The 26,990-nt window shown below is 68.7% G+C and carries 30 protein-coding genes; 16 read left to right on the top strand and 14 right to left on the bottom strand.

The genetic code is table 11. From position 1 onward, the window contains the following. The first annotated feature begins 23 nt into the window (after window positions 1-23). Complete coding sequence (locus tag VHS75_RS14680; RefSeq protein WP_414694322.1) at window positions 24-545, top strand: L,D-transpeptidase family protein; 522 nt, start codon at window positions 24-26, stop codon at window positions 543-545. On the opposite strand, the gene VHS75_RS14675 is transcribed toward VHS75_RS14680, so the two are convergent. After that, on the bottom strand, window positions 542-1,216 hold the full coding sequence (locus tag VHS75_RS14675) for a YggS family pyridoxal phosphate-dependent enzyme (RefSeq protein ID WP_329639359.1): 675 nt from the start codon (window positions 1,214-1,216) through the stop codon (window positions 542-544). The two genes, VHS75_RS14680 and VHS75_RS14675, sit on opposite strands and share 4 nt — an antisense overlap. A 19-nt stretch (window positions 1,217-1,235) precedes the next feature. Between VHS75_RS14675 and VHS75_RS14670 the strand changes: the two genes are divergently transcribed. Then, the gene (locus VHS75_RS14670; RefSeq protein ID WP_329639358.1) at window positions 1,236-1,841 is read left to right on the top strand and encodes a thiamine phosphate synthase; all 606 of its coding nucleotides are present in this window, start codon (window positions 1,236-1,238) and stop codon (window positions 1,839-1,841) included. On the opposite strand, the gene VHS75_RS14665 is transcribed toward VHS75_RS14670, so the two are convergent. After that, window positions 1,831-2,247: an NtrZ family periplasmic regulatory protein gene (locus tag VHS75_RS14665; RefSeq protein ID WP_329639357.1), complete on the bottom strand. Its 417-nt coding sequence runs from the start codon at window positions 2,245-2,247 to the stop codon at window positions 1,831-1,833. The two genes, VHS75_RS14670 and VHS75_RS14665, sit on opposite strands and share 11 nt — an antisense overlap. A 270-nt stretch (window positions 2,248-2,517) precedes the next feature. On the opposite strand from VHS75_RS14665, the gene VHS75_RS14660 reads away from it, so the two are divergent. The 5 genes from VHS75_RS14660 to VHS75_RS14640 all read left to right on the top strand — a co-directional run bounded on the left by VHS75_RS14660 (window position 2,518) and on the right by VHS75_RS14640 (window position 8,563). After that, on the top strand, window positions 2,518-3,012 hold the full coding sequence (locus tag VHS75_RS14660) for a DUF3576 domain-containing protein (RefSeq protein WP_414694323.1): 495 nt from the start codon (window positions 2,518-2,520) through the stop codon (window positions 3,010-3,012). Between the two features lie 147 nt (window positions 3,013-3,159). After that, entirely contained in the window at window positions 3,160-5,742 is a 2,583-nt protein-coding gene (gene leuS, locus VHS75_RS14655; RefSeq protein WP_329639356.1) for a leucine--tRNA ligase, read from the top strand. Between the two features lies 1 nt (window position 5,743). Then, window positions 5,744-6,322 (top strand): LPS assembly lipoprotein LptE, encoded by a 579-nt coding sequence (gene lptE / locus VHS75_RS14650; RefSeq protein WP_329639355.1) that lies wholly within the window; start codon window positions 5,744-5,746, stop codon window positions 6,320-6,322. 5 nt (window positions 6,323-6,327) lie between these two features. After that, window positions 6,328-7,380 (top strand): DNA polymerase III subunit delta, encoded by a 1,053-nt coding sequence (holA, locus tag VHS75_RS14645; RefSeq protein WP_329639354.1) that lies wholly within the window; start codon window positions 6,328-6,330, stop codon window positions 7,378-7,380. A gap of 82 nt (window positions 7,381-7,462) precedes the next feature. Beyond that, window positions 7,463-8,563, top strand: coding sequence for a hypothetical protein (locus tag VHS75_RS14640; RefSeq protein WP_329639353.1), 1,101 nt, complete (start codon window positions 7,463-7,465; stop codon window positions 8,561-8,563). Window positions 8,564-8,569: 6 nt separating this feature from the next. Here the strand turns inward: VHS75_RS14640 and VHS75_RS14635 are convergent, their stop codons facing one another. Genes VHS75_RS14635 through VHS75_RS14605 form a run of 7 tightly spaced genes read right to left on the bottom strand, consistent with a single transcriptional unit; the run spans window position 8,570 to window position 14,851 of the window. Further along, entirely contained in the window at window positions 8,570-9,076 is a 507-nt protein-coding gene (locus VHS75_RS14635) for a GNAT family protein (RefSeq protein WP_329639352.1), read from the bottom strand. Further along, on the bottom strand, window positions 9,073-9,948 hold the full coding sequence (locus VHS75_RS14630) for a ParB/RepB/Spo0J family partition protein (RefSeq protein WP_329639351.1): 876 nt from the start codon (window positions 9,946-9,948) through the stop codon (window positions 9,073-9,075). The genes VHS75_RS14635 and VHS75_RS14630 overlap by 4 nt, the downstream gene beginning before the upstream one ends. Window positions 9,949-9,958: 10 nt before the next feature. Beyond that, complete coding sequence (locus VHS75_RS14625; RefSeq protein ID WP_329639380.1) at window positions 9,959-10,747, bottom strand: AAA family ATPase; 789 nt, start codon at window positions 10,745-10,747, stop codon at window positions 9,959-9,961. A gap of 7 nt (window positions 10,748-10,754) precedes the next feature. Beyond that, window positions 10,755-11,420 carry a 16S rRNA (guanine(527)-N(7))-methyltransferase RsmG gene (rsmG, locus tag VHS75_RS14620; RefSeq protein WP_329639350.1) on the bottom strand — a complete coding sequence of 222 codons (666 nt, stop codon included), beginning with the start codon at window positions 11,418-11,420 and terminating at the stop codon, window positions 10,755-10,757. Then, window positions 11,398-13,245, bottom strand: coding sequence for a tRNA uridine-5-carboxymethylaminomethyl(34) synthesis enzyme MnmG (mnmG, locus tag VHS75_RS14615; RefSeq protein ID WP_329639379.1), 1,848 nt, complete (start codon window positions 13,243-13,245; stop codon window positions 11,398-11,400). Before mnmG ends, rsmG begins: the two co-directional genes overlap by 23 nt. 51 nt (window positions 13,246-13,296) lie before the next feature. After that, entirely contained in the window at window positions 13,297-14,601 is a 1,305-nt protein-coding gene (gene mnmE, locus VHS75_RS14610; protein WP_329639349.1) for a tRNA uridine-5-carboxymethylaminomethyl(34) synthesis GTPase MnmE, read from the bottom strand. Window positions 14,602-14,605: 4 nt separating this feature from the next. After that, entirely contained in the window at window positions 14,606-14,851 is a 246-nt protein-coding gene (locus VHS75_RS14605; protein ID WP_329639348.1) for a DUF6489 family protein, read from the bottom strand. A 94-nt stretch (window positions 14,852-14,945) separates the two neighbouring features. Between VHS75_RS14605 and VHS75_RS14600 the strand changes: the two genes are divergently transcribed. Together VHS75_RS14600 and VHS75_RS14595 are read left to right on the top strand one after the other, a co-directional pair. Further along, window positions 14,946-15,641, top strand: a complete 696-nt coding sequence (locus VHS75_RS14600) for a dienelactone hydrolase family protein (protein WP_329639347.1) — start codon at window positions 14,946-14,948, stop codon at window positions 15,639-15,641. Beyond that, window positions 15,641-16,609 carry a quinone oxidoreductase gene (locus VHS75_RS14595; RefSeq protein WP_329639346.1) on the top strand — a complete coding sequence of 323 codons (969 nt, stop codon included), beginning with the start codon at window positions 15,641-15,643 and terminating at the stop codon, window positions 16,607-16,609. Before VHS75_RS14600 ends, VHS75_RS14595 begins: the two co-directional genes overlap by 1 nt. A 193-nt stretch (window positions 16,610-16,802) precedes the next feature. On the opposite strand, the gene rho is transcribed toward VHS75_RS14595, so the two are convergent. The 4 genes from rho to hemE form a co-directional block, all read right to left on the bottom strand. After that, on the bottom strand, window positions 16,803-18,224 hold the full coding sequence (rho, locus tag VHS75_RS14590) for a transcription termination factor Rho (protein WP_329639345.1): 1,422 nt from the start codon (window positions 18,222-18,224) through the stop codon (window positions 16,803-16,805). Window positions 18,225-18,472: 248 nt separating this feature from the next. Further along, window positions 18,473-18,931: a CopD family protein gene (locus VHS75_RS14585; protein WP_329639344.1), complete on the bottom strand. Its 459-nt coding sequence runs from the start codon at window positions 18,929-18,931 to the stop codon at window positions 18,473-18,475. Beyond that, window positions 18,928-19,965, bottom strand: a complete 1,038-nt coding sequence (hemH, locus tag VHS75_RS14580; protein WP_329639343.1) for a ferrochelatase — start codon at window positions 19,963-19,965, stop codon at window positions 18,928-18,930. Before hemH ends, VHS75_RS14585 begins: the two co-directional genes overlap by 4 nt. Beyond that, window positions 19,962-21,014, bottom strand: coding sequence for a uroporphyrinogen decarboxylase (hemE, locus tag VHS75_RS14575; RefSeq protein ID WP_329639342.1), 1,053 nt, complete (start codon window positions 21,012-21,014; stop codon window positions 19,962-19,964). The genes hemH and hemE overlap by 4 nt, the downstream gene beginning before the upstream one ends. A 512-nt stretch (window positions 21,015-21,526) precedes the next feature. Here hemE and VHS75_RS14570 point away from each other — a divergent pair. The 5 genes from VHS75_RS14570 to dnaQ are packed head-to-tail and all read left to right on the top strand — an operon-like array spanning window position 21,527 to window position 25,171. After that, complete coding sequence (locus VHS75_RS14570) at window positions 21,527-22,378, top strand: pyruvate, water dikinase regulatory protein (RefSeq protein WP_329639341.1); 852 nt, start codon at window positions 21,527-21,529, stop codon at window positions 22,376-22,378. 8 nt (window positions 22,379-22,386) lie between these two features. Further along, complete coding sequence (locus VHS75_RS14565; protein WP_414694321.1) at window positions 22,387-22,971, top strand: Maf family protein; 585 nt, start codon at window positions 22,387-22,389, stop codon at window positions 22,969-22,971. Then, complete coding sequence (locus VHS75_RS14560) at window positions 22,968-23,816, top strand: shikimate dehydrogenase (RefSeq protein WP_329639339.1); 849 nt, start codon at window positions 22,968-22,970, stop codon at window positions 23,814-23,816. The genes VHS75_RS14565 and VHS75_RS14560 overlap by 4 nt, the downstream gene beginning before the upstream one ends. Further along, a complete protein-coding gene (gene coaE, locus VHS75_RS14555; RefSeq protein WP_329639338.1) occupies window positions 23,813-24,427 on the top strand; it encodes a dephospho-CoA kinase in 615 nt (204 codons plus the stop codon). Before VHS75_RS14560 ends, coaE begins: the two co-directional genes overlap by 4 nt. Window positions 24,428-24,466: 39 nt before the next feature. Continuing rightward, window positions 24,467-25,171, top strand: a complete 705-nt coding sequence (gene dnaQ / locus VHS75_RS14550; RefSeq protein ID WP_329639337.1) for a DNA polymerase III subunit epsilon — start codon at window positions 24,467-24,469, stop codon at window positions 25,169-25,171. Window positions 25,172-25,177: 6 nt separating this feature from the next. Here dnaQ and secB read toward each other — a convergent pair whose 3' ends face one another. Continuing rightward, on the bottom strand, window positions 25,178-25,663 hold the full coding sequence (gene secB / locus VHS75_RS14545) for a protein-export chaperone SecB (protein WP_329639336.1): 486 nt from the start codon (window positions 25,661-25,663) through the stop codon (window positions 25,178-25,180). Between the two features lie 176 nt (window positions 25,664-25,839). Between secB and timA the strand changes: the two genes are divergently transcribed. Together timA and VHS75_RS14535 are read left to right on the top strand one after the other, a co-directional pair. Then, the gene (gene timA / locus VHS75_RS14540; RefSeq protein WP_329639378.1) at window positions 25,840-26,457 is read left to right on the top strand and encodes a TIM44-related membrane protein TimA; all 618 of its coding nucleotides are present in this window, start codon (window positions 25,840-25,842) and stop codon (window positions 26,455-26,457) included. A gap of 3 nt (window positions 26,458-26,460) precedes the next feature. Further along, window positions 26,461-26,990 (top strand): MltA domain-containing protein (locus tag VHS75_RS14535; protein ID WP_329639335.1); only part of this gene is annotated, 530 nt, incomplete at its 3' end.

The raw sequence follows: 26,990 nt of genomic DNA, 5'->3' as shown, positions 1-26,990 counted from the left end.
AACCGTATTTAGGAAGCCGCGCCGTGATCTTCACCGCCACAGCAAATTCCGGCGTTTCGACCGGCTGGATGGAGATCGCCGGGCGGCGCGTGCGCTGTGCGCTCGGCAAGTCCGGCGTGAAGCCAGCGAAGGACAAGCGCGAAGGCGACCTGGCCTCGCCGGCCGGCATCTGGCCGATCCGCCGCGTCTTTTACCGGCCCGATCGCGGCGGGCCGCCGAGGACCGCCCTGCCGCTGGTGTCGATGGCGCCGGACGACGGCTGGTGCGACGACCCGCATGACGCGGCCTACAACCGCCTGGTCAAGCTGCCCCGCGCCACCAGCCATGAGAACCTCTGGCGCGAGGATCACGTCTACGACCTCGTCGTGATCCTGGGCCACAACGACGACCCGCCGGAGCCCGGCATGGGCTCGGCGATCTTCCTGCACCTGGCGCGCGAGGACTACGCGCCCACCGAAGGCTGCGTGGCCCTGGCCCGTTCGGACCTGGAAGAGCTGCTCGCCGCCGCCCATCCCGGCGACGCCCTGGAGATCCGGGCCGGCTAGGTCCGCGCCCCGAACACTGCCGAGCCTACGCGCACGCTGGTGGCGCCGAAGGCGATGGCGGTCTCGAAATCGTCGCTCATGCCCATGGAGAGTTTCGCGAGCCCATTTCGCGCGGCGATCTTGGCCAGCAGGGCGAAATGCGGGCCCGTGGGCTCGGCGGCCGGCGGGATGCACATCAGGCCCTCGAGCGTCAGGCCGTAGGTCGCGCGACACGCGGCGATGAAGGCGTCGGCGTCGGGCGGGATCACGCCGGCCTTCTGCGGCTCCTCGCCGGTGTTCACCTGAACGTAGAGACGGGGACTGCAGCCCCGCTTCTGAGCCTCGTCAGCCAGAACGCGGGCCAGCTTCTCGCGGTCGAGGGTTTCGATGACGTCGAAAAAGGCTACGGCGTCGGCGGCCTTGTTGGTCTGTAACGGCCCGATCAGGTGAAGCTCGATCCCGCCGCGGCGCTCGGTCCAGCGGCTCTGCGCCTCCTGCACCCGGTTCTCGCCGAACACCGCCTGACCGGCCGCCAGAACCGGCGCGACCGCCTCCCAGGGCTGCATCTTAGAGACCGCCACCAGGGTCACGTCGCCTGCCGGGCGTCCGGCGGCTTGCGTCGCGCGGGCGATCCGGGCCACGACATCGGCCCAGGCTCTTTCAGGAAGGGCGGCAGGAGGAGGCTGGGCCATTTCGGGCGGGTTCTGGACCTTGGCGAGGACGGCCCAGTTCCTAGGGCGCCGCGCCGATGGGCGGAAGGGGGCGAAGCGCGCCCTGCCGCGGCTCCTGTTCTTCACCGATCCCATCCGCACGCCGGAACCTGAGGCGATGGCGCGCCGCCTGCCGCGCGGCGCGGCGGTGGTGTTCCGCGCCTTCGGGGCGCTGGATGCGGAGTCCCGGGGCCGGCGACTGAAGGCCATAGCCCGGGCGCGGGGCTTGATCCTGCTGATCGGCGCCGATGCGGACCTGGCCCAGCGCCTGGGCGCCGACGGGGTCCACCTGCCGGAGCGCCTCGCACACAGGGCGCGGCGATTGAAGGCGGCCCATCCCCGCTGGATCGTCACGGCGGCGGCGCATTCGCCGGCGGCCGCGCGGCGCGCCCTGACGGCGGGCGCGGACGCGGCGGTGGTCTCGACGGTGTTTGCGAGCCGCTCGGCCTCGGCGGGCGCGCCTATGGGCCCGATCCGGCTGGCGATCCTCGTCCGTCGCGCCGGCGGGCCGATCTACGGCCTGGGCGGGATCGACAACAAAAAAGCCCGCCTCCTGAAGGACGCGGGCCTTGTGGGTGTCGCGGCGGTCGACGCGTTTAGAACTTGAACTTCGTCTCGAGCTGGACGCGCGGCTGACCGCTGTCGGGCGTGTTCGGTTTCGGGCCCGGGATCGGCTGCTGGTCGCCGAAGGCGAAGGCGCCGCCGACCCGCAGAGCCGGCGTGATCTTGTAGTAGGCCCCGGCCTGGATGTCGTTCAGCGTCGTCTGGCGAGTGTCGGGCTGCTGCAGGTTCAGGGTGACACCCCAGCGACCCTTGGCCGCATCCCACTTCAGCACCTGGGTCCCAGCGTTGATCGGCGAGGATGTATCCGCGTGCACCGTGAAGTCGAGCGGCTTGGTGGAGGTGCTCTGAGACGACGCCACGACCGTCGCCGGCGCCGCCTGCGCAGTGCCGCCGACCACGCCCAGAAGGGCGGTCGCAGCGACCAGCATTGCCAATTTGCGGACGGACATGCCCAACATATAGCCCCTCGACGCGGCGGACACACCCCCGGTCGCCCAGGTTCCGCCACGGTACAGGCCGATTAGAGAGGCGCCCTGGCTAAGGTCAACTTAATCTGCGCGCACAAAGTCGAGATATGGCGAAGAACCTCTTCGCCTGTGGCGGCGGGGTCACGCGATTCCTGTTTGGCGCCTGACATGGCATTGTTATAGAGGGCCCCGGCGCGGGGCGGCGCCGTGGCGCTGGGTTGGCGCCGCGGAAATCATTGGAGACCGATACATATGCCGTTTGTGCGCGGTACTCAGTTGCATCGCTTTGGGATGCGTCGCGTTGCGGTGAGCGCCTTGGCCGTCGCCTCTTTGGGCGTGGCCGGTTGTTCCCACATCATGCATCCGCTCGGCGGCGGCGATTCCGGCCCGAAGGCGGTGAACAATCCGGATTCCGCCGTCCAGATCGGGGTCAACGGCTATCTGTGGCGCGCGACGCTGGACACCCTGTCCTTCATGCCGCTGGCCTCGGCCGACCCGTACGGCGGCGTGATCATCACCGACTGGTATATGAATCCGGAAAAGCCGGACGAGCGCTTCAAGATCACCGTCTACATCCTGGACGCGCGCCTGCGCGCCGATGGGCTGAACGTGGCCGTGTTCAAGCAGAACAGGGACGCCAGCGGGCAGTGGATCGACGCCCCCTCGGCCAGCCAGACCGAGACGGACTTCGAGAACGCCATCCTGACGAAGGCGCGCCAGCTTCGACTTTCGAACCTCAAGGGCTAAGCCCCAATACCGTTCGTCAGTCGCGCCCATCCCCGAGCATCTCGCGAGATGCTCGATTCTTGGCAGGATAGGGATTGCCGGCCCTAGGCCGGAAATCCCTGGGAGGCGTTGACCGGAAGTCCCACTCCAGTCCAAAGCCTCCTCAAGATGGCCCGCTACAACCCCAAAGAGACCGAACCCATGTGGCGCAGCGCCTGGGCGGAGGCTGACGCCTTCCGCGCGGTGATCGACCCGTCGCGGCCCAAATACTACGTGTTGGAGATGTTCCCGTACCCGTCGGGACGCCTGCACATGGGCCATGTGCGCAACTACGCGCTCGGCGATGTCATCGCCCGCTTCAAGCGCGCCCGCGGCTTCTCCGTCTTGCACCCCATGGGCTGGGACGCCTTCGGCCTGCCCGCCGAGAACGCCGCCATGGAGCGCGGCGTCGATCCCAAGGGTTGGACCTACGAAAACATCGCGCGGATGCGCGCCGAGCTGAAGGAGCTGGGCCTGTCGATCGACTGGTCCCGCGAATTCGCCACCTGCGACCTGGCCTACTACGGCCAGCAGCAGGCGCTGTTCCTCGACCTGTTCGCGCGCGGTCTGGTCTACCGCCGTGAGGGGATGGTCAACTGGGATCCGGTGGACATGACCGTGCTCGCCAATGAGCAGGTGGTCGACGGCCGCGGCTGGCGCTCCGGCGCGGTGGTCGAGAAGCGCAAGCTGAACCAGTGGTTCATGCGGATCACCGACTACGCCGACCAGCTGACCGACGATCTGGCCACCCTGGACCGCTGGCCCGAGAAGGTCCGCGTCATGCAGGAGAACTGGATCGGTCGCTCCAAGGGCCTGACTTTCTCCTTCGACTTCGCCGAGCCGGCGCCGAAGGGCTTCGAAAAGGGCCTGGAGGTCTACACAACCCGGCCGGACACCCTGTTCGGCGCGAGTTTCGTGGCCATCGCCGCCGATCACCCGCTGGCCGAGCAGGTGGCGGTCGCCAATGACGCGGCGAAGGCGTTCATCGCCGAGTGCAAGAAGGGCGGCGCCAGCCAGGCGGAGATCGACACCGCCGAGAAGCTGGGCTTCGACACCGGCGTCCGCGTGAAGCACCCCTTCGATCCCAGCTGGGAGCTGCCCGTCTGGATCGCCAACTTCGTCCTGATGGACTACGGCGCGGGCGCTCTGTTCGGCTGCCCCGCCCACGACCAGCGCGACCTGGATTTCGCCCATAAATACAAGCTGCCGGTCACCCCGGTGGTGCTGCCGCCCGGCGAGGACCCCGAAACCTTCACGATCGGGAATGAGCCCTATCTGGGCCCGGGCGCCATCTATCACTCGCGCTTCCTAGACGGGCTGGACATCGAGGCCGCCAAGGCCGCCGCGATCGCCCGGATGGAAGAGCTGGGCCAGGGGCAGGGCGCGACGGTCTTTCGCCTACGCGACTGGGGCGTGGCCCGCCAGCGCGCCTGGGGCTGCCCGATCCCGGTGGTCCATTGCGACAAGGACGGCGTCGTGCCGCTGCCCAAGTCGGCCCTGCCTGTGGCGCTGCCCGACGACCTGGAGTTCGGCAAGCCGGGCAATGCGCTCGCGCGCCATCCGACCTGGAAACACACCACCTGCCCGACGTGCGGGGGACCGGCGACCCGCGAGGTCGACACCCTCGACACCTTCGTGGACTCGTCCTGGTACTTCGCCCGCTTCGCCAATCCGCACGCCGCCGAGCCGATCGACAAGGCCGCCGCCGACTACTGGCTGCCGGTCGACCAGTACATCGGCGGCATCGAGCACGCGGTCCTGCACCTGCTCTATGCCCGGTTCGTCACCAAGGCCCTGGCCGACGACGGCCAGTTGTCGGTGCGCGAGCCGTTCGCGGGCCTGTTCACCCAGGGCATGGTCACCCACGAGACCTATCGCCAGCAGAGCGGTGAGTGGCTGGAGCCCAAGGACGTCGAGGTGATCGTGGAGGGCAAGACCCGCCGCGCGCGCCTGGTTGAAAACGGCGCAGAGGTGACGATCGGCGACGTCGAGAAGATGTCGAAGTCCAAGAAGAACACCGTGGCGCCGGAAGAGATCTTCGACGTCTACGGCGTGGACGCCGCCCGCCTGTTCGTCCTGTCCGACAGCCCGCCGGAACGCGACGCCCAGTGGTCCAACGCCGGCGTCCAGGGCGCCTGGCGCTTCGTGAACCGGGTCTGGGACGAGTTCGACAGCCAGCCGCAGGACGCAGCCGCGGCCGTGGGCGACGACGAGGCCGCCACGGCCCTGCGCCGCGCGACCCACAAGCTGATCCGCCAGGTCACCGAGGCGATCGACACCTTCCGCTTCAACTCCGGCATCGCGCGGCTCTACGAGTTCCTGAACCTATTGAAGGCCAATCCGGCCGCCGGCGCCACGCCGGCCGTGCAGGCGACCCGCCACGAGGCGCTGTCGGCCTTTTCCCGGCTGATCGCGCCCTTCACGCCGCACCTGGCCGAAGAGTGCTGGGCGCGGGTCGGCGGACAGGGCATGGTCGCCATGGCGCCCTGGCCGATCTTCGACGCCGCCCTGACCGAAGACGCGGTGCGGGTGCTGCCGGTGCAGGTCAACGGCAAGCGCCGCGGCGAAATCTCGGCCCCGGCGGGCGCTTCGGCGGCGGACGTGGAGAAGATCGTGCTTGACGACCCCGAGATCGCACGGCGCCTTGAGGGCCTGACCATCCGCAAGGTGATCGTGGTGCCCGACCGCATCGTCAACATCGTGGCCGCCTGACATGAACCGCCCGGCAAAGCTCCTGCTGACCGTCGCCGTCGCGAGCGCGAGCCTGGCGCTCGGTGGCTGCGGCTTCACCCCGCTCTATGGCGCGCCGGGCGTCGTGCCGAAGCTGGCGGCGATCAATGTGGTGCAGCCCCAGGGCCGGGCCGGCTTCCTGATCCGCGAGCACCTGGACGACGCCTTCGCCAAGAACCGCAGCGCCGCGGCGGCCTATACCATGCGCCTGTCGCTGGCCGAGGCGCGCTATCCGCGCGGCGTGCGCACCGACAACGTCGCCACCCGCTACGAATATGTGCTGACCGCCGACTATACGCTTGCCAACCTGCCGGGTGGCGACGTGGCCAAGAAGGGCCGCGTGCGGGTGGAGGTCACCTACGACTCCGCCGACCAGCCCTACGCCTCGATCGCCGCGGAACAGGATGCGGAGGATCGGGCGACCCAGGAGGCCGCGCGGCGCATCCAGCTGGAGCTCGCCTCGTGGCTGGCCACTGGCGAGCCATCGCCGAAGAAGCCGCAGAAGGTGACGCCACCGGACGCCAACTCCGTGACGCCGACCGGGCTTCCCACGGGGGACTAGCGGCCTTGATCCTCGGCAAGCGCCCCGACATCGAACGCTTCCTGTCGCGGCCCGACGCCGACGTCCGCGCCGCCCTGATCTACGGCCGCGACATGGGCGTGGTGCGCGAGCGCGGCCAGCAGCTAGCGGCGAAGATCGCCAAGGATCCCAACGACCCCTTCGACGTGGCCCAACTCACCGACGGCGACCTCGACGCCGACGGCGGACGCCTGGAGGGCGAGCTGGCCGCCCAATCGCTGATGGGCGGCCGGCGGCTGGTGCGCCTGCGGTTCGCCACGGAGAAGGCGGCCCTCGACAAGCTGACCGCCGAGGCCTTGACCCGTCACGCTGCGGGCGAGCTGAACCCTGACGCCTTCCTGTTGATCGAGGCCGGCACGCTGGGCCGCGACTCGACCCTACGCAAGGTGGCCGAGAAGGCTGCCGGCGTGGCGACGATCCCCTGCTACGAAGACGAACCCGGCGACGTGGCGCGCCAGGTCCGCGAGGCGCTCAGCAAGGACAACCTGTCGCTCAACTCCGAGGCTCTGCAGCTCTTCGTGGCGCGGATGCCCAAGGAGCGCGGCGTGGCCCGCCAGGAGATCGAGCGGCTGGCCCTGTTCCTCGGCCCCGGCAGCGGCGCGACCGCGACGCCCGCGGATCTTGAGCCCTTCCTCGGCGTCGAGCCGGAGGCCTCGCTGTTCGACGCCGCCGCTGACGCCTTCGGCGGACGCCTCGGCGAGGCGCAGGCCGGTTTGCGCCGCGCGGCGCAGGAAGGCGAGGGCGGTCCGGCGGCCGTGCGCGCCATGGGCATGCACCTGGGCAAACTGCGCCGCGCGCTCACGCTCGCCAAGAGCGGCGCCGGCCTGCAGGAGGCGGCCAAGGCGGCGGGCGTCTTCTGGAAGCAGGAGCGGGAATTCCTGCGCCAGGCCCGATCCTGGAACCTGGAGGAGCTGGACCGTATCCAGCCGCAGATCCTCGACGCCGATCGCCTGTGCAAGACCGCCGGTTCGCCCGATCAACTGATCGCCGAACGCCTGGCCCTTACCGTCGCCGGCCGCGCGCGCCGCCTGGGGCTCTAGTCGCCCCCTTGCCGCCAGCCCGGAACGCCGGGATACTTGCGCCCATAAGCAGCAATGACTGCAGACGTACCGGGAGGCAGTGATGTTGGCCAAGAGATTGAAGGCGTTAGCCTTTTCAGTAGCGCTCGGGATCGGCTTCTCGCCAGCCCTGGTCCACGCCCAGCCGCCCGCGCCGCCGAAGACCGGCTACAAGGCGCCCCGCGACGCCTATGGCCACCCGGACCTGCAGGGGGTTTGGACCAACGTCGCCGTCACCCGCCTGGAGCGCAACCCGAAGTATGGCGCGGACCTGGTGCTGACTGAGGCCGAGACCAAGAAGATCGAGGCCAAGACCCAGGCGCAGATCGATCTGGGCAACAAGCCGACCGACCCGAACGCCAAGGTCACCGACCTGCCCGCCGACTGCTCAGGCGGCCGGGGCACCGATTGCAACTACAACGCCGCCTGGACCGATCCCGGCAGCGTGGTGATGCGGGTGAACGGCCAGCCCCGGAACGGCTTCATCACCTCCACGCCGGACGGCCGGGTGCCGATGCGCAAGGATATCAAGGTCAACGCCTTCGGCCGCACGCTGCGCCCCGGCCAGAGCCCCAGCGACAACCCGGAAACCCGCGCCCTCGGCGAGCGTTGCCTGCTGTCCTTCGGCAATTCCGCGAGCCCGGTGATGCTGCCCGGCCTCTACAACAACACTTATCAGTTCGTGCAGACCAAGGATCAGGTCGTCATCGACGTGGAGATGGTGCACGACGCCAGGATCGTCCGCCTGAACGCCACCCAGCATCTGCCGGACACGGTGCGGCCCTGGATGGGCGATTCCATCGGCCATTGGGACGGTGACACGCTGGTGGTCGAGACCACCAACTTCCACCCCGAACAGGTCTTCCGCGGCGCGTCCCAGCACCTGAAGGTCACCGAGCGCTTCACGCGGACCGGCAAGGACCGGATGCACTACGCCTTCTGGGTGGACGATCCGACGGTCTTCGCCCAGCCCTGGGGCGGTGAATACGAGTTCTCGCGCATCACCGGCCAAGTCTACGAATATGCCTGCCATGAGGGGAACTATGGCTTGGTGGGCATCCTGCAGGGCGCGCGAGAGGAAGAGCGCACCGGCCACAAGACCGCGCCGACCAACGTCGACCAGAAAGCCAAGGCGGCGGACGCCGAGGACGGCGAGGGCCTGTAGTCGGGCCTAATCCCGAACCCGCGAATAGACGAGGCAGTCGCCCGGCTCGCCGGGGCCCGCGTAGTGCGCCTTTCGAAGGGTGCCTTCGGCGGCATAGCCGCAATGCTCGACCGTGCGGGCGTCAGCGAAGTTTTCCACGGCGATGATCAGTTGCAGCCGGTGGCATTCCGCATGCTGCGCGAAGAGCAAGTCGGAGAACAGGCGCAGGGCTTCCGAGCCATAACCTTTGCCACGGTCGTCTTCATTGTGGAGGCTGTAGCCGATCTCGAAGCCGTGCACCCTGGGACCCGCCGGATAGTACTGCATGGTCCCCACGAGACGGTCTTCGACCTCGAAGGCGGCGACCCCGGTCTTTGGAGTCCAGAAGCCGGTCTGGTCGTGGACGGCGCGGGCCCAGGCGAGATCGGTCATAGGCTCGGTGGCCGAGAGGCTGAACGGGTGGGCGACGGCGGCCTTGAGATCGGGGACCCGGATCGTGCGCAGGCGAACGAGGTTTCCTTCGGCCAGGATCATCGGCGCATCAGCCTCCGGCAGAGTTCATCGAGCTGTTCTAGGGTCGCATACTTGATTCTGAGTTCGCCAACACCGTCGCGGTCGACGAGGTCGACGCTCATGCCTAGGGCATCCTCCAGGTCGACCTCCAGGGCCGCGGTGTCGGTATTCTTGCCCGCACGTCGTGGACCGGAGGCCTTCCTGGCCGTCCCGCCGTCCGAGCCTTTTTTGGCCAGGGCCTCTGCATCTCGGACGGAAAGGCCTTTCTCGACAACGGCTTGCGCCAAAGCCTCCGGTTGGTCGGAGCTGAGGATCGCCCGCGCGTGGCCGGCGGTCAGGCGACCGAACAGGACATGGTCCTGGACGATCATCGGCAGCTGCAGCAGGCGCAGCGTGTTGGCCACGTGGCTGCGCGACTTGCCGACCGCGGCGGCGGCCTTGTCCTGGGTGTAGGCCATGCGCTTCATCAGCGAGGCGTAGGCCTGGGCCTCCTCCATGGCGTTGAGGTCCTCGCGCTGGACGTTCTCGACCACCGCGATCTCGAAAGCCTTGTCGTCGTCCAGCACCCGCACCAGCGCGGGGATCGCCTTCAGGCCCGCCTGTTGCGCCGCGCGCCAGCGGCGCTCGCCGGCGACGATCTCGAATTCACCAGCGGTCTTGGGCGAGGGGCGCACCAGGATCGGCTGCAGCACGCCCTTGTCGCGGATCGAGGATTCCAGCTCGGCGATCTCGGCTTCCGGGAAGTGGCGTCGCGGCTGATCGGGATTGCGATGGACCAGCTCGATGGGGATCTCGCGCGCGCCTTCGCCGGCGGCAACCGGCCCGTCGCCGTCGTTCGCGTCGTCCAGCAGGGCGGATAAGCCCCGGCCCAATCCTCTGCGGCCCTCGGCCATCGCAATCCCCTTACGCGGCCACTTTGCGGCGCGCGCGCTCGCGCAGAACCACCTCGCGGGCGAGCCGCAGGTACGCCTGGCTCCCCGCGCATTTCAGATCATAGACTAGAGCCGGCTTGCCGAACGAGGGCGCCTCGGAGACCCGCACGTTCCGCGGGATCACCGTCTGGTAGACCGTCTCGCCGAAGTGGTCGCGCACGTCATTCGCCACCTGGGCCGACAACCCGTTGCGGCGGTCGAACATGGTCAGCACGATCCCCTGGATCTCCAGCTTCGGATTGAGGCTCGTGTGCACCAGATCGATGGTGCGCATCAGCTGGGTCAGGCCCTCGAGCGCGAAGAACTCGCACTGCAAAGGCACCAGCACCGCGTCGGCCGCGGCCATGGCGTTCACCGTCAGCAAATTGAGCGACGGCGGGCAGTCGATCAGCACATAGCTGTAGGTTCCCGCCTCCCGCACCGCGTCCAGGGCGTCGCGCAGCTTGTAGGAGCGCCGGGCCTGCTGGGCCAATTCCATCTCGATGCCGGAAAGGTCCGGATCGGAGGGCACCACATCCAGGCCGGGCACCGAGGACTTCACCACCGCGTCGACGAGCGACCGCTCACCCATCAGCACGTCGTAGAGGGTGTTCTTCCGCTGCGCCCGGCCGATGCCGAGTCCGGTGGAGGCGTTTCCCTGCGGGTCGCTGTCGATCAGCAGCACCCGCTCACCCACGGCGGCCAGGGCCGTGCCGAGGTTGATGGCGGTGGTGGTCTTGCCCACGCCGCCCTTCTGGTTAGCGACGACGAGCACCCGCAGGGTCGGATCAGGTCTTGCGGGCACGGCAGAGCCTCCTCACACGCACGATGCGGCCCCGGGGGTCGCTTTTGGATAGCACGACGTCGGCCTCATATTCCCAATGCCTAGCCGCTTCCTTCATCTCGGCCACGACGTCCTGTCCCTTCAGGAACAGGCCGGTCGCGCCAGATTGCAGGTAGGGCCGGGCATACCCGAGCAGGCGGTGGAGCGGCGCACAAGCCCGCGCAGTGACGATCTCCACAGTTAGATCGAGGTTTTCCGCACGCGCGTTGTGGACGATCGCCGGAAGCGCCAGCTCTTCCACCACTTCGGAGAGGAACTTGCAGCGCTTGGTCATGCTCTCCACGAGGTCGACGTGGAAGCCGACCACGCCCTTGCCGAGTATGGCCAGCACCAGGCCGGGCAGACCGGCGCCGGCGCCCAGGTCCGCCCAGGCGCGCGCTTCAGGGGCCAGACGCAGCAGCTGGGCCGAGTCCCAAGCGTGGCGCGACCAGAAGTCGGGCAGGGAGGCCGGGCCGACCAGATTCATCACTGCGTTGCGCTCGGCGAGCATCACCCGGAAGCGTTCGAGGTCCGCCATCTGCGCCGTCGTGGCGCCGCTGACGGCTGCGAAACCTTCGGCGTCCATCAGCACCGCGGGCGCCTGGGGTTCAGGCGGCGCGGCGACGGACATGGGCCAGCAGGGCGGTGAGCGCGCCGGGCGTCACGCCTTCGATCCGGGCCGCCTGGCCAAGCGTCAAGGGTTTGACGTTATTGAGCTTTTCACGCGCCTCATTGGAGAGGCCACCGACTGCGCCATAGTCGAGGTCGGCGGGCAGGGTGAGGTCCTCGTCGCGGCGGAAGGCGGCCACGTCGGCGGCCTGGCGATCGAGGTAGCCCGCGTAGGACGCGTCGATCTCGACCTGCTCACGGACGGCCGGCGCCCAGTCCGCGATCTGCGGCCAGATGCGGGCCAGGTCGTCGAAGCCTATGGTCGGGTAGGCGAGGAGCTCGGTCAGATTGCGGCGCTGGCCGTCGGCCTTCACCGGCAAGCCGGCCTTTTCCGCCGCCGAGGGCGTCAGCGTCAGACCGGCGGCCATGGCGCGGGCTTCGGCCAGCGCCGCAGCTTTCTCGCCGAACGCCTTGGCGCGGACGGACCCGACGACGCCCAGCGCCTCGCCCTTGGCGGTCAGCCGCTGGTCGGCGTTGTCGGCGCGCAGGATCAGGCGGAACTCGGCGCGGCTGGTGAACATCCGATAGGGCTCGGTGACCCCGCGGGTGACCAGATCGTCGATCAGCACGCCGATGTAGGCCTCGTCGCGGGCGAAGGACGCCGCATCCAGCCCAGAGGCGGCGCGGGCGGCGTTCAACCCCGCCACCAGCCCTTGCGCGCCGGCTTCCTCATAGCCCGTCGTGCCATTGATCTGGCCGGCCAGGTAGAGTCCCGGCAGGCGCTTGGCCTCCAGGGTCGGATAGAGCTCGCGGGGGTCCACGTAGTCGTATTCGATGGCGTAGCCGTAGCGGCGCACCCGCACCTCTTCCAGGCCGACCATGGTTCGCAGGAACAGGTCCTGAGTCTCTTCGGAGACCGAGGTGGAGACGCCATTGGGATAGACCGTGTCGTCGCTCAGGCCCTCCGGCTCCAGGAACAGCTGATGGCTGGTCTTGTCGGCGAAGCGGACCACCTTGTCCTCGATGGACGGGCAATAGCGCGGGCCGATCCCCGTGGCCTTGCCGCCATAGACCGCGCTCTCGCCGAGACGTTCGGCGATGATCCTGTGGGTTTCGGCATTGGTGTAGGTGATGCCGCAGGCGATCTGCGGGTTGGTGATCGCCTCGGTCAGGAAGGAGAAGGGCACGGGTTCGTCGTCGGCGGCCTGCATCTCCAGCCGGTCCCAGGCGATGGTCGAGCCGTCCAGGCGGGCCGGGGTGCCGGTCTTCAACCGGCCCATACGTAGACCGGAGGCGTAGAGCCGGTCCGCGAGGCCAATGGCTGGCGCATCGCCGACCCGGCCGGCGGGGATGCGTTCGTCGCCGCGGTGGATCACGCCCTTCAGGAAGGTGCCGGTGGTCAGGACCACGCGGCCGGCGTGGTAGGCCGTACCGCTCGCCCCCAGCACGCCCACGACCACGCCGTCGGTGAGGATCAGGTCCTCCACCGCCTCGGCGACAATGGTCAAGTTGGGCGTCGTCGCGAGCTCCGCCTGCATGGCCTCCCGGTAGAGCTTGCGGTCGATCTGCGAGCGCGGGCCGCGCACCGCGGCGCCTTTGGAGCGGTTCAGCAGGCGGAACTGGATGCCAGCCCGGTCGCCCAAGCGGCCCATCAGGCCGTCCAGGGCGTCGATCTCGCGGACCAGATGGCCCTTGCCCAGGCCGCCGATGGCCGGATTGCAGCTCATCTCGCCGATGGTCTCAACCTTGTGGGTGAGCAGCAGGGTGCGTGCGCCGAACCGCGCCGAGGCGGCCGCCGCCTCGCAGCCGGCATGGCCGCCGCCGATGATGATCACGTCCAAGGTCATGAGCGGCTGCATATAGTCGAACGCCGGCGGTGTTTCACGTGAAACAACGCATCACTTGCCGATACAGAAGGTCGCGAAGATCCGGCCCAGGACGTCCTCCGGATCGATCCGACCCGTGATGCGGTCCAGGGCGCGGGCGGCGAGCCGTACGTCCTCGGCGGCGAGCTCAAGGGATTCGTCCTGCGAGAGGGCCTGTCGCAGTCGCGCGGCCGCCTCGGTCAGCAGGTCGCGATGGCGCAGGCGGGTGGCGGCCGGGAGCTCCGATCCGCCCAGCGCCTCCACCACCGTCTCGGTCAACGAGCGCTCCAGCCAGGCGACGTCGTTGGGGCTCCTGGCGGTGAAGGGCTCGCCGGGCAGGCCTTCGAGCCCTTCGCCCAGGTCGCGCTTGGTCAGCAGCACGATATCCCCGGAGCGCAGCGAGGCCGGCATTACGGGGTCCGGGTCGCCGTAGCCGTCCACCAGCCAGACGCGCAGACCTGCGGTCTCGGCCCAGGCCTCGGCGCGGCGCACGCCCTCGGCCTCGATCTCGTCGGTTGTCACCCGCAGGCCCGCAGTGTCGGCGACGATCACCTTGTAACCGCCCAGCACCATCGGGACCTCGATGATATCTCGCGTCGTGCCCGGCGTAGCCGAGACGATAGCCGCCTCGCGCCTGGCCAGCACGTTCAGCAAAGTGCTCTTGCCGGCATTCGGCGAGCCGAGCAGGGCTATGCGGAATCCCTCGCGGACCTGTTCGCCTCGCGCCACGTCGGCCGCCGCGGCCTCCAGCTCATCAGCGAGGATCTCCAGGATCGGCCGCGCGCGTCCCGCCACATCGGCCGGCACTTCCTCGTCGGGGAAGTCGACTGCGGCCTCCAGCATGGCCGACGCTCGGATCAGGCCATCGCGCCAGCGCGCCTGGACGCCGGACAACCGCCCGCCGAGCTGGGCCAGGGCCTGGCGGCGCTGGGCTTCTGTCTCGGCATCCACCAGATCGGCCACCCCCTCGGCCTGGGCGAGGTCCAGTTTGCCGTGCTCGAAGGCCCGGCGGGTGAATTCCCCCGGCTCGGCCAGGCGCAGGCCCTGGGCGGCGAGGGCGTCCACCAGGGCGGACACAACCGCCGGGCCGCCGTGGACGTGGAATTCCGCGCTGTCCTCGCCGGTGTAGCTGCCGGGCGCCGGGAACCAGAGCACCAGGGCCTCGTCGATCGGCACGCCTTGCGCGTCCGCCAGGGCCCGCAAGGACGCCCGCCGCGCCGCAGGCAACCGACCGGCCAAGGCCCGCACCGCGGCCCGCGTCCTGGGCCCGGACAGACGGACCACCGCCACCGCCGCCCGTCCGGCCGCCGTGGCCGGGGCGAAGATGGTGTCGCTCATGTCGCTAGGGGCGCTTCTGGGCGGCCGCGTTCATGCCCACTTCCATCAGCTTGCGAAAATGCTCCTGGGCGCCCGTCCCGAAGGCCATCCAGTTCTTCATCAGCTCGTCGGGCGAGATCATCGACATGTTGGCGTCGATCCGGCCCTTCATCTCATTGACCAGGTGCTCGTTGAGGCTGCTGACGTCCGGCAGGCCCATGAACCGCCGGGCCTCCTCCGGCGTGCAGTCCACTTCGATGGTCATCTTCATGCCGCAAGCTCCCGCTTCGGATTGCATATGGCCGCCTGACGGCCCCACGCGCTAGTAGCGCAGACATCGAAGCATACGGAAACCGGAGACGACCATGGGCGAGCCGACGACGATCACCACCGCGGACGGGACCTTCAGCGCCTACGTCGCCCGGCCATCCAGGGACAAGGCGCCGGCCATCGTGGTCATCCAGGAGATCTTCGGGGTGAACCAGGTGATGCGCGACGTCACCGACGGCCTGGCCGTCCAGGGCTATCTGGCCGTCTGCCCGGACCTGTTCTGGCGGATCGAGCCCGGCATCGACATCACCGATAAGACCGAGGCCGAGTGGAAACGGGCCTTCGAGCTGTTCAACGCCTTCGATGTGGACGCCGGCGTCGGCGACATCGCCGCGACCATCGCCCACATCCGCAAGGACGACGGCTGCAACGGCAAGGTGGGCGCCGTGGGCTATTGCCTCGGCGGCCAGCTGGCCTTCCTGACCGCGACGCGCACCGACGCCGATGCGAGCGTCGCCTACTACGGCGTGGGTCTGGAGAACCGGGTCGCCGAGGCGGAGAAGCTGACCCATCCGCTGCTGATGCACATCGCCGAGGAGGACCAGTTCGTCCCCAAGCCGGCGCAGGCCATCATCCTCGCCGCCCTGAAGGATCACCCGCAGATTGAGATCCACACCTACCCTGGCTGCGACCATGCCTTCGCCCGCGAAGGCGGCGAGCACTTCGACGCCGCGGCCGCCAAGCTGGCCAATGGCCGGACCCTGCAGTTCTTCGGCAAGGTGCTGGGCTGATGCACGCGATCCGCTTCGAAACCACCGGCGGCCCAGAGGTCCTGAAGTACGTCGAGGTCGACACCCCGACGCCGGGCCCCGGCCGGATCCTGGTTCGCCACCAGGCGATAGGGATCAACTTCATCGACACCTATCAACGGTCTGGCCTCTATCCGATGAAGCTGCCTTCCGGTCTCGGCTCCGAAGCCGCCGGCGTGGTGGAGGCGGTGGGGGAAGGCGTCACCCGCTTCAAGACAGGCGATCTGGCCGCCTATGCCGGCACGCCCGGCGCCTACGCCGACGCCAATGCCGTCATAGCTGACCGCGCCGTGAAGGTCCCGGCCGGCATCGATGCGCGCACCGCCGCCGCGGCGCTGCTGAAAGGGATGACCGTCGAGTTTCTGATCCGCCGCCTGCACCGGGTCGAGGCGGGAGAGACGATCCTGGTCCACGCCGCCGCCGGCGGGGTCGGCCAGATCATGACCCAGTGGGCCAAGGCCCTCGGCGCCGTGGTGATCGCCACGGTGGGCTCGGAGGAGAAGGCGATGCGGGTCCGCGAGCTGGGCGCGGATCACGTGATCCTCTACCGCGACCAGGATGTGGCGGCCGAGGTCCGCCGGATCACCGGCGGCAAGGGCGTGCCGGTGGCCTACGATTCCGTGGGGAAGGACACCTTCGATGGCACCCTGAAGAGCCTGGCGCGACGAGGGCTGTTCGTCAGCTTCGGCAACGCATCCGGCCCGCCGCCGCCCGTCGAGGCCAGACAGCTGATGCTGGGCGGCTCGCTGTTCTTCACCCGCCCGACCATGGGCGACTATCAGGCCACCACCGCCGAGCTCGACGCCAGCGCCGCCGCCCTGTTCGACATCATCGGCTCCGGCAAGGTGAAGGTCGAGATCGGCCAGACGTTCGCGCTGGCCGACGCCCGCAAGGCGCATGAGGCCCTGGAAAGCCGCACGACGATCGGGGCGAGTTTGCTGATTCCGTGAGCGAAGAAAACCTCACCTGCTTGCGGGGGAGGTGGCAGCGGAGCTGACGGAGGGGGCGTTGGGGCCGTGCGTCGGCAGCGCCCCCTCCACCACTTCGTGGTCCCCCTCCGCCCGCTTCGCGGGGGAGGTTTTTAAGCCCGATGTTTCACGTGAAACACAAGTAGAACTCGTCGGCCCCGGTAGGGCCAAGGCCCTACGTGTTCATCGACTGGAAGAACTCCTCGTTGGTCTTCGAGGATCGCAGCTTGTCGAGCAGGAATTCGATGGCGTCCTGGGCGCCCATGGGCCCCAGGATCCGACGCAGGATGTAGGTCTTGGTCAGGTGCTCCTTCGGGGTGATCAGCTCCTCCTTGCGGGTGCCGGACTTGATCACGTCGATGGCCGGATAGACCCGCTTGTCGGCGACCTTGCGGTCGAGGACGATTTCCGAGTTACCGGTGCCCTTGAACTCTTCGAAGATCACTTCGTCCATCCGGCTGCCGGTGTCGATCAGGGCGGTGGCGATGATGGTCAGCGAGCCGCCTTCCTCGATGTTCCGCGCCGCGCCGAAGAAGCGCTTGGGGCGCTGCAGGGCGTTGGCGTCGACGCCGCCGGTCAGCACCTTGCCGGAGGACGGCACCACGGTGTTGTACGCGCGGCCAAGCCGGGTGACGCTGTCGAGAAGGATCACCACGTCGCGCTTGTGCTCGACCAGGCGCTTGGCCTTTTCAATAACCATTTCAGCGACTTGCACATGGCGCGTGGCCGGCTCGTCGAAGGTCGAGGAGATGACCTCGCCCTTCACCGTGCGCTGCATGTCGGTGACTTCTTCCGGGCGCTCGTCGATCAGCAGGACGATCAGGTAGCACTCGGGGTGGTTGGTCTCGATGGACTTGGCGATGTTCTGCAGCATCACCGTCTTGCCCACGCGGGGAGGGGCGGTGATCAAACAGCGCTGGCCCTTGCCGAGCGGGGCCACGATGTCGATCACCCGCCCGGAGCGGTCCTTCAGCGTCGGGTCGTCGATCTCCATCTTCAGCCGCTCGTCGGGATAGAGCGGCGTCAGGTTGTCGAACAGCACCTTGTGGCGGACATTCTCAGGGTTCTCGAAGTTGGTCAGGTCGACCTTTACGAGCGCGAAGTAGCGCTCGCCCTCACGCGGCGCGCGGATGGCGCCGTCGACCGAGTCACCGGTGCGCAAGCCGAACTTCCGGATCTGCGAGGGGCTGACGTAGATGTCGTCGGGGCCGGGCAGATAGTTGGCCTCGGGGCTGCGCAGGAAGCCGAAACCGTCCTGCACCACTTCCAGGGTGCCGGAGCCGGAGATCTCGACGCCTTCCTCAGCCATGACCTTGAGGATCGCGAACATGATGTCCTGCTTGCGCATGGAGTTCACGTTCTCGATCTCAAAGAGCTCAGCGAAGGCCAGCAGGTCGGCCGGCGCCTTGTCCTTCAGCTCCTGTAGGCTCATCCGCGTGAGCCCCAGCTTGGCAATGGCCTGGGCGGCCTCGGACGGCTCATCGGACTCCGCGGCTTCAGCCTCTTCCGCCGCGGCTTCAGCGGCGGTCTGCTCGGAAGCCTCGGCTTCGTTCACCGGGGTCTCATCGGCGGGAGGGGTTTCGTTCTCGTCTTGCATAGGAATTCACTCGTGTTCGCCCGCGGAGCCGGACGGACTCCGGGCGCGGGCTTTTCAGATGATGTGGGCGCGGGAGGGTGCGCCGGATGTCGTTTCGTCGTCTTTGGGAGCCGGACCGCGCCCGCGGGTTCAATCCACGCGGAGGGCCGGAGATAAGGCGGGACACGCCCTTGTTAGGGCATGCGGCCTGATCCGAACCACGAAGACCGCTCCGGGTCAAGGATTCCGGTCCGGTGGCCGAGTGCGACCTAGTGGTTGCCGAACTTGGTGGTGACGGCCAGGACCATGACGATAGCGGCCAGGAACGGCAGCTCATTGGTCATGCGCCAGAACTTCGCGGTCCGGTCCCGGCGGCCAGCCAGGAAGCCCTTGTGGGCATTGGCGATGAAGCTGTGCCAGCCGGTCATGAAGACGATCCCGGCGATCTTGGTCAGCATCCAGGGCTCTGCGAGGAAGCTGACGCCCCTTATCTGGCTATCCACGTAGATCAGCGAAAGACCGAGCAGCCACACAAGTCCCATGGCCGGGCCGAGGATGATTTTCAGCACCTTGCCTTCCCAGCGGGTGAAGTGGGCGTCGAACTCGCTGCCCGGCGGCGCGGTCTCGGTGTGATAGGCGTAGAGCCTGGGCAGCATCAGCAGGCCCGCCATCCAGGCGATGACCGCGATGATATGCAGGCCGATCAGCAGATTGTAGGCGCCGGTCATCCCGCACTCCCCGTCCGGAGCGCGCATTTCGCATGGCCGGCCGGGCAGCGCCAAGGCCCGTGCGGCGCGGGTCCCGAAGCCCGGTCGGCGGCTTCCAGGACAGCGCGGGCCAGCTCGGCGATGAAGCGATCCTGCACGCCCGGCGTCGGCGCGCGCAGGTAAGGCACGCATCCCACCGTCTTGGCCAGGCGGGCATATTCGTGATCGAGCTCGACCAGGGTCTCCACATGCTCGGAGACGAAGGCGATCGGGGCGATCAGCACGCCCTTGCCCTCGGCGCCCGCGCGACGGACCTCGTCGTCGGTGGAGGGCTTCAGCCATTGCAGCCGCCCGACGCGGCTCTGGTAGCAGACCTTCCAGTCGGCTAGCTCCGGCAGTTGAGCGGCGATCGCCGCGGCCGTGGCCTCGACCTGCGCCTGGTAAGGATCACCACCGTCGACCACCTGCTGCGGCAGGCCATGAGCCGAGAACAACAACCGCACGTCCGCGGGCTTTCCGGCCTCGGCCCAGGTCTTGCGGATGGCTTGGGCGTGCGCCTCGATCAGACCCAGGGCTGTCGGATAGCAGCAGACCGCCCGCGTGCGCCCCTGCCCGCTATAGACCTTCCGCCAGTCCGCCTCCGAGGAGGCTGTCGTGGTCGTCGAATACTGTGGGTAAAGCGGCAGCAGGACGATCTCATCCGGGGCGAAGGCGGCCACCGCGCGAGCCGTCTCCTTCGCAAACGGCTTCCAATAGCGCATGGCGATGAAGCAGCGCGCTTCCACGCCAGGCCCCTGGGTGGTCAGCGCAGCCTCCAGCGCCACAGCCTGCGCCCTGGTCTCTGGCAGCAAGGGCGAGGCGCCGCCCATGATCGCGTAGTTCGCCTGGGCGGTCTTTTCCCGCGTCGTTGCGATCAGCACCGCCAGCGGATAACGCACCACCGCCGGCAGGGTGATGATCGCCGGGTCACAGAAGAGGTTGAAAAGAAACGGCTTTACGGCCTTCAGATCGTCCGGGCCGCCGAGGTTGAACAGGACGACGGCGAGTTTTGTCACTCGGCGGCCATGGCTTTCACCGGCTTTCCGGTCACCCGCTCCACAACACGTGCGATGTGCGCGATGGGTGTGTCCGGCATCACACCGTGGCCGAGGTTGAAGATGTAGGGCCCGCTGCTCCACTGGCCAAGCAGGGTCTCGACGCGAGCGTCCAGCGCCGATCCCCCGGCGCGCAGCAACAGGTTGTCGAGCGCGCCCTGGATGGTCTTGCCCTGCGCCTGCAGCCGGCGGCCGAGATCGGCGCTTGCCTGGGTGTCCAGCGCCACGCCCTGAACCGGCACAGCCTTGGCATAATTCTCGACCAGGGCGCCGGCCCCGCGTGGAAAGCCGATGAAGGGCGCCGTGACCCCGGCGGCGCGGACCTTCTCGACGATCGCCTGGTGCGGCCGGATGACGATGCGTTCGAACACGTCTTCGGCGAGGCCTTCCGCCCAGCTCTCGAAGATCTTCAAGGCCTGGGCGCCGGCGTTGGCCTGCATCACCAGATAGCGCGCGGTGGCGTCGACCAGCACGTCCAGCAGGGCGTCTAGGATCTCCGGCTGCTGATAGGCGAAGGCCCGCGCGGTCTCACGATTCGAGGTGCGGCCCTCGATCATATAAGTCGCCACCGTCCAGGGCCCGCCGGCGAACCCAATCAGCGCCCGCTCCGGCTCCAGCTCGGCGCGGACTCGGGCCAGGGTCTCCCCGATGGCCGACAGCCGTCCGGTGGAGGCCTCCACCTCGTCCGCCATGGTTTCAATCGCCGGAAGCTCGCCGAGCCGCGGGCCTTCACCGGCTTCGAACCAGACCTTCTGGCCCAGTGCGCCGGGAATCAGCAGGATGTCGGCGAAGACAATGGCGGCATCCAATGGGAAGCGGCGCATCGGCTGCATCGTCGCCTCAGCGGCCATCTCCGGGTTGTGGCAGAAGGTGATGAAATCCGAAGCCCGGGTGCGTAGCTCGCGATATTCCGGCAGTGACCGACCCGCCTGGCGCATCAGCCAGATCGGCGGCCGGTCCAGGGTTTCGCCGGCCAACGCTCGCAGGAGCCGCGGAGTGGTCTCGCTCATCCCTGCCTTAAATCGCCTATACGCCGCGGGCTCAAGCCCACGACCCGAACCCATCATCCCGACTTGCCCTTCTTCTTCCTAATAAGGGTTTTGAAAAAGGTTGGAGTAGGGGCGATAGGGCCTGTCGAGGAGGTGGACAATCACGACAGCTCCATGACCGCACGCGGCTTCTCCCCAGGTTCTCCCATCGCTGCGATCCGGGGAGGACGGACCTGTGAATTGCGGGGAGCGACCGCCCAAGCCCCGCAGGCGCTTAAGGAATCGTTAACCTCTCGGGGGAGCGCGCAGTGCGCGGCGGCAAACGTCCCTGAGCTGTCGATTGCGGCAGTTCGAGCCATCCACCTCTGCCCGGCCATGTGGGTTAACGCGCGGTTAACGGCCGATTCCGTCCCGGGGATTTGCGCGGGACACCGACGAGCCCGGCGCGCACGCCGTCTATCCCCAATCCGGCCAGCGTTCGCTAAGAGTGCTCCACAGGAATCGTCCCCAGGCATTTTCGCGTCAGGCCGCCCGTGACCACGACCGCCCCGAAGCTCGCCACCTACTTCCACGTCCACCTGGTGTCGGATTCCACCGGCGAGACGCTCAACGCCATGGCCCGCGCGGTCTGCGCCCGCTTCGACAACGTCCTGCCGATCGAGCACATCTACGCCTTGGTCCGTTCGCAGCGCCAGCTCGACCGGGCGCTCGGCGATATCGAGGAGGCGCCCGGCGTCGTCATCCATACCATCGTCGACGACGGCCTGCGTGAGGCGCTGGAGGAGGGCTGCCGCAAACTGGACATGCCCTGTATCCCGGCGCTGGACCCGCTGGTTTCGGCCATGTCGCGCTACCTCGGCTACACCACGACCAGCCGGGTCGGCGCGCACCTGCGGCTCGACAACGACTACTTCAACCGCATGGACGCGCTGAACTACGCCATCGGCCACGACGACGGCCAGGGCGGCCAGGACCTGGAACAGGCCGACGTGATCCTGGTCGGCGTGTCGCGGACCTCGAAGACGCCGACCTGCATCTATCTCGCGCACCGGGGCGTGCGGGCCGGCAATGTACCGCTGGTGCCGGGCCGCCCGCCGCCGGAGAAGCTGTTCAACCTGAAATCGACCCTCGTGGTCGGCCTGTCGATCTCGCCGGACCGGCTGATCCAGATCCGCCGCAATCGCCTGCTCAGCCTCAAGGAGAACCGCGAGTCGACCTACATCGACGTCGACGCGGTGCGCGAGGAGATCGTCCAGGCGCGCAGGCTCTATGAACGCCAAGGTTGGCCGGTGATCGACGTGACCCGCCGCTCCGTCGAGGAAACCGCCGCGGCGGTGCTCAACCTGCTGCACGGCGGCCACGGCCAGGTCGAGGTGCTCGGGTGAGCCCAGGCTTGGTCCTCGCTTCGAAAAGCGTGGCGCGGCGGGCGGTCCTCGAAGGCGCCGGCGTGCCGTTCGAGGCGGTCGGCTCCGGCGTGGACGAAGATGTCGCCAAGGCCGAACTCCTGGCCAAGCGCGCCACGCCGCGCCAGGTCGCCGAAGCCCTGGCCGAGGAGAAGGCGCTGGCGGTCTCCGTCGGCCGGCCCGACCTGGTGCTGGGCGCCGACCAGACGCTGGAGTTCCAGGGCCAACTCTTCGACAAGGCCGAGACGATCGACGCGGCCCGGGAGCGCCTCAAGACCTTGCGCGGCAAACCGCACATGCTGCACTCCGCCGTGGTGGTCGCTGAACGCGGCGCCGTCGTCTGGCGCGAGACCCAAAGCGCGACCCTACGCATGCGTGACTTCTCCGACACCTTCCTGGAGGCCTATCTCAGCGCTGAGGGTGAGGCGGCGCTGGGCTCAGTCGGCTGCTACCGCCTCGAAAGCCAGGGCGTGCAGCTCTTTTCGAAGATCGAGGGCGACTATTTCACCATCCTTGGCCTGCCGTTGATGGGGTTGCTCGACCTGTTGCGCCGCCGGGGGATCCTGACGCCATGAGCCGCACTGTCCGGGGGACGACCAGGGTCGCCGCGGTGGTCGGCCATCCGGTGGCCCACTCCCTGAGCCCCATTCTGCACAACGCCTGGCTGGAGGCAGCCGACATAGACGGCGTCTACGTCGCCCTGGACATCGCGGAGGGCGGCTTCCGCCACGTTGTTGAGGGCCTTCGCACCACGTCGCTGGCCGGCGTCAACGTCACCCTACCCTTCAAGGAAGACGCCCTGGCGGTGGCCACCGAGGTCCATCCGCGGGCCCGGCGGGCGCTGGCGGCGAACCTGCTGATCTTCGGGCCGGACGGCGCCGTGACCGCCGACAACACCGACGGCCTCGGCCTGTTGGCGGCCCTCGCCGAACAGGCCCCGCAGTTCGAGGCGGCCGCCGGGCCGGTGGTGGTGCTGGGCGCCGGCGGCGCGGCGCGGGGCGCAGTCGGCGCGCTGCTTGACGCCGGCTGCACGGACGTACGCATCGTCAACCGCACCTTCGCCCGGGCCCAGGCGCTGGCCGCCGACCTCGGCAGCCGCGCCTTCGCGGCGGCCGAAGCGGAGGCCGCTTTCGTCGGGGCGGGCGCGGTGATCAACGCGACCTCGGCGGGCCTGGCGAACAGCGGCGCCCTCAACGCACCCCTGGCGGCGACGCCGGCGAGCTGCGTGGTCATGGACATGGTCTATAAGCCCCTGATTACGCCGTTCCTCGCCCAGGCTCAGGCGCTGGGCCGCCCGATCGTCGACGGTCTCGCCATGCTGATCGGCCAGGCCAGGCCCTCGTTCGAGGCCCTCTTTGGCCAACCGCCGCCGGCCGGCGTCGATGTCCGGGCCCTGGCGCTGAAGGCGCTCAACCCATGATCCTGATCGGGCTGACCGGCTCCATCGGCATGGGCAAGTCGACGACGGCGGCCATGTTCCGCGAGACGGGCGTGCCGGTCTATGACGCCGACGCGGCGGTCCACGACCTCTATGACGCCGGCGGCGCGGCGGTCGTGCCGGTGGGCGAGGCGTTCCCCGGGGTGGTCAAGGACGGCAAGGTCGACCGCGAGGCCCTGCGCCAGGCCGTGCTCGGCAAGCCGGAGGAGCTCAAGCGTCTCAACGCCATCGTCCATCCGCTGGTCGGTCGCGACCGGGTAGGCTTCTTCGCCAAGGCCGAGGCCGATGGCGCGGACATGGTGGTGCTGGACATCCCGCTGCTGTTCGAGACCGGCGGCCACGCCAACGTCGACGCCGTCGTGGTGGCCAGCGCCCCGGCGGACATGCAGCGCGAACGCGTGCTAGCCCGGCCCGGCATGACGCCGGAGCGCCTGGACGCCATCCTCGCCCAACAAATGGCCGACGCGGAGAAGCGCGCCCGCGCCCACTTCGTGGTGGATACCTCCCGCGGCCTGGAGCCGGCGCGCCAGCAGGTCGCCGAGATCATCGCTGCCATGCGTGATCCACAGACCCGGCCTACCCGCGACCGTTAGGCTGTTGAATCCTGCGGGCGAATGGGGCCATGAAAGGTCATGGCGCGCGAGATCGTCCTCGACACCGAGACCACCGGCTTTGAGCCGACCCAGGGCCACCGGCTGGTGGAAATCGCCTGCCTGGAGATCGACGACTTCATCCCCACGGGCCGCAGCTTCCACACCTACATCGACCCCTGCCGCGACATGCCGCCGGACGCCGAGCGGGTGCACGGCCTGTCGGGCGCGTTTCTTCGCGGCAAGCCGAAGTTCGAGCACCCGGAGGTGGTCGACGCCTTCCTGGAGTTCGTCGGCGACGCGCCGCTGATCGCCCACAACGCGACCTTCGACCGCAATTTCATCAATCACGAGCTGGGCGTGGTGAACCGCGAGCCGCTGCACGAGCCGCGCTGGATCGACACCCTGGCCCTGGCCCGCGTGCGCTTCCCGGGGATGCACAATTCCCTCGACGCGCTCTGCAAGCGCTTCAAGGTCTCGCTCAGCGAGCGCGAGAAGCACGGCGCCCTGATCGACGCCAAGCTGCTGGCCGCAGTCTATCTGGAACTGAAAGGCGGCCGCGAGCGGCGGCTGGAGCTCACCACCGCGGCCATGGCGGTGGCCGTCACGGCCGCGGCCCGCAGCGCCTATGGCGCGCGCCCGAACCCGCTCGCCCCGCGCTCGACTGAGGAAGAGCGGGCGACGCACGCCGAATTCATCCGCGGCGTCGTGAAGAACGAAGACCTCTGGGCGAGGTTCGGGCTCTAGCCTGCGCTAGGCGTGGCCGATCTGCTGGTCGGACTGAGCCTTGCGGGCGGTATAGACGCCGGCGAAGTCGATCGGGTCGAGCATGAAGGGCGGATAGCCGCCATCGGCGGTCACATCGGCGATGATCTTGCGCGCGAACGGGAACAGGTAGCGCGGGCACTCGATCAGCAGCACCGGCTCCATGTCCTCGGCCGTGACGCCGGTGATCTGGAAGACGCCGCCGTAGAGCAGCTCGACCACAAACACCGGACCGTCCTCGCGGTTGGCCTTCGCCGAAAGCTTCAGGTCGACTTCGAAGAACCCGTCTTCGCGGCCGCGGGCGTTCATCTCGACGCCCAGGTCGATCTGCGGCTGGGCCGCGCCGCCGCGCAGCGCTTCCGGCGCGCGGGGGTTCTCGAACGACAGGTCGCGGATGAACTGGGCCAGGATGCGGATGCCGGGCTGGTCGGCGGTCTCGGCGGTGTCGGGCGCGCCGGCGTCGGTGTCGGTCATAGTTCGGCTTAAATCCGTGTGGAAACTACGAGGGGTTCGCGTCTTGTCGGGGCGCCGGGCTAACATGGCGCCCTGGGCGATGCAACGCCGCCCCTGACGCAGGCGTTGGTTCGGTCTATATGAAGGCGTGGCGCCGCGTGGCGCCGAAAGGACCCGGAAGGGCTCATCGGTTGCAAGTGCTGGAACTCATCATCTTCGCAGGCCTCGCGGCCATCGTGCTCTACCAGCTCTATGCGGTGCTGGGCCGGCGCGTGGGACGTCAGCCGGAGGACGCGCCGTCCGTGCCGGCGACGGCCACGCCGCTGGATCGCGCCAGCGAGACCGGCCAACAGGCCGAGGCCGCCGAAGGCATCGCCTTGAGCGGCCTCGCCGCCGTGAAGGGCATCGATTCCAGCTTCGACATCAGCCGTTTCCTGGGCGGCGCGAAAAGCGCCTACGAGATGATCGTCAAGGCTTTCGCGGCCGGCGACCGCGCCCAGCTGCGCAGCCTGCTGGCCGCGCCGGTGATGGCCGGCTTCGACACCGCCATCGCCGCTCGCGAGGCGGAAAGCCGCACCGAGACCGTCGAATTCCTGCACACGCCGCGCGCGGACCTGGAAAAGGCCGAGGTGGTCGGCGCCGACCTGGCGCGGGTGACTGTGCGTTTCCTGGCCGAGTTCCGCAGCCGCACCAAGGGCCCCGAGGGCGAGGGCGTGGACGACCGCCGCACGGCCGAGAACTGGACCTTCCAGCGCCCGCTCTCCAGCCGCGACCCCAACTGGACCCTGGTCCGGGTGGAAGCCGCCGAGGCCTGACATATGTTCAGGAGGGCGGGGCGTAGCCTTGTTGTCGCGGTCCTGGCCCTTGGCCTCTACGCCTGCGCCAGCGCGCCCACGGCCAAGCTCGCCCCTGTTGCTCCGCCCCTCGCGCCCCGCGCGGCCGTCGCTCCCCCTTCGGCTCCGGCCCCCTCCCTGCGTTTCGCCGACCTGGCCGGATGGGCGCAGGAGGACCACGCCGCCGCGCTGGATGCCTTCCGCAACGGCTGCGGGGTCGCCAAGGACCCGGCCTGGCGCGAGGTGTGCCTGCGCGCCCGCGACCTCGGCCCGCAGGACGAGATCATCTCGCGCGCCTTCCTGGAGACCAACTTCAGCCTGCTGCCCATCGCCGACGAAGGGCTGATGACCGGTTATTTCGCGCCGGAATATCCGGCCCGCCGCGCGCGGGGCGGCGCCTTTACCGCCGCGGTGCGGGCCAAGCCCGAGGACATGGTGGTGCTGGACCTCGGTCCGTTCGATCCGCAGTTCCAGGGCAAGAAGGTTACCGGCCGGGTGCGCGCGGGCAAGTTCGA

It is taken from the genome of Phenylobacterium sp. (assembly GCF_036264965.1).
Classification (GTDB): Bacteria; Pseudomonadota; Alphaproteobacteria; order Caulobacterales; family Caulobacteraceae; genus Phenylobacterium.
This window is presented reverse-complemented; position numbering and strand designations above follow the sequence as displayed.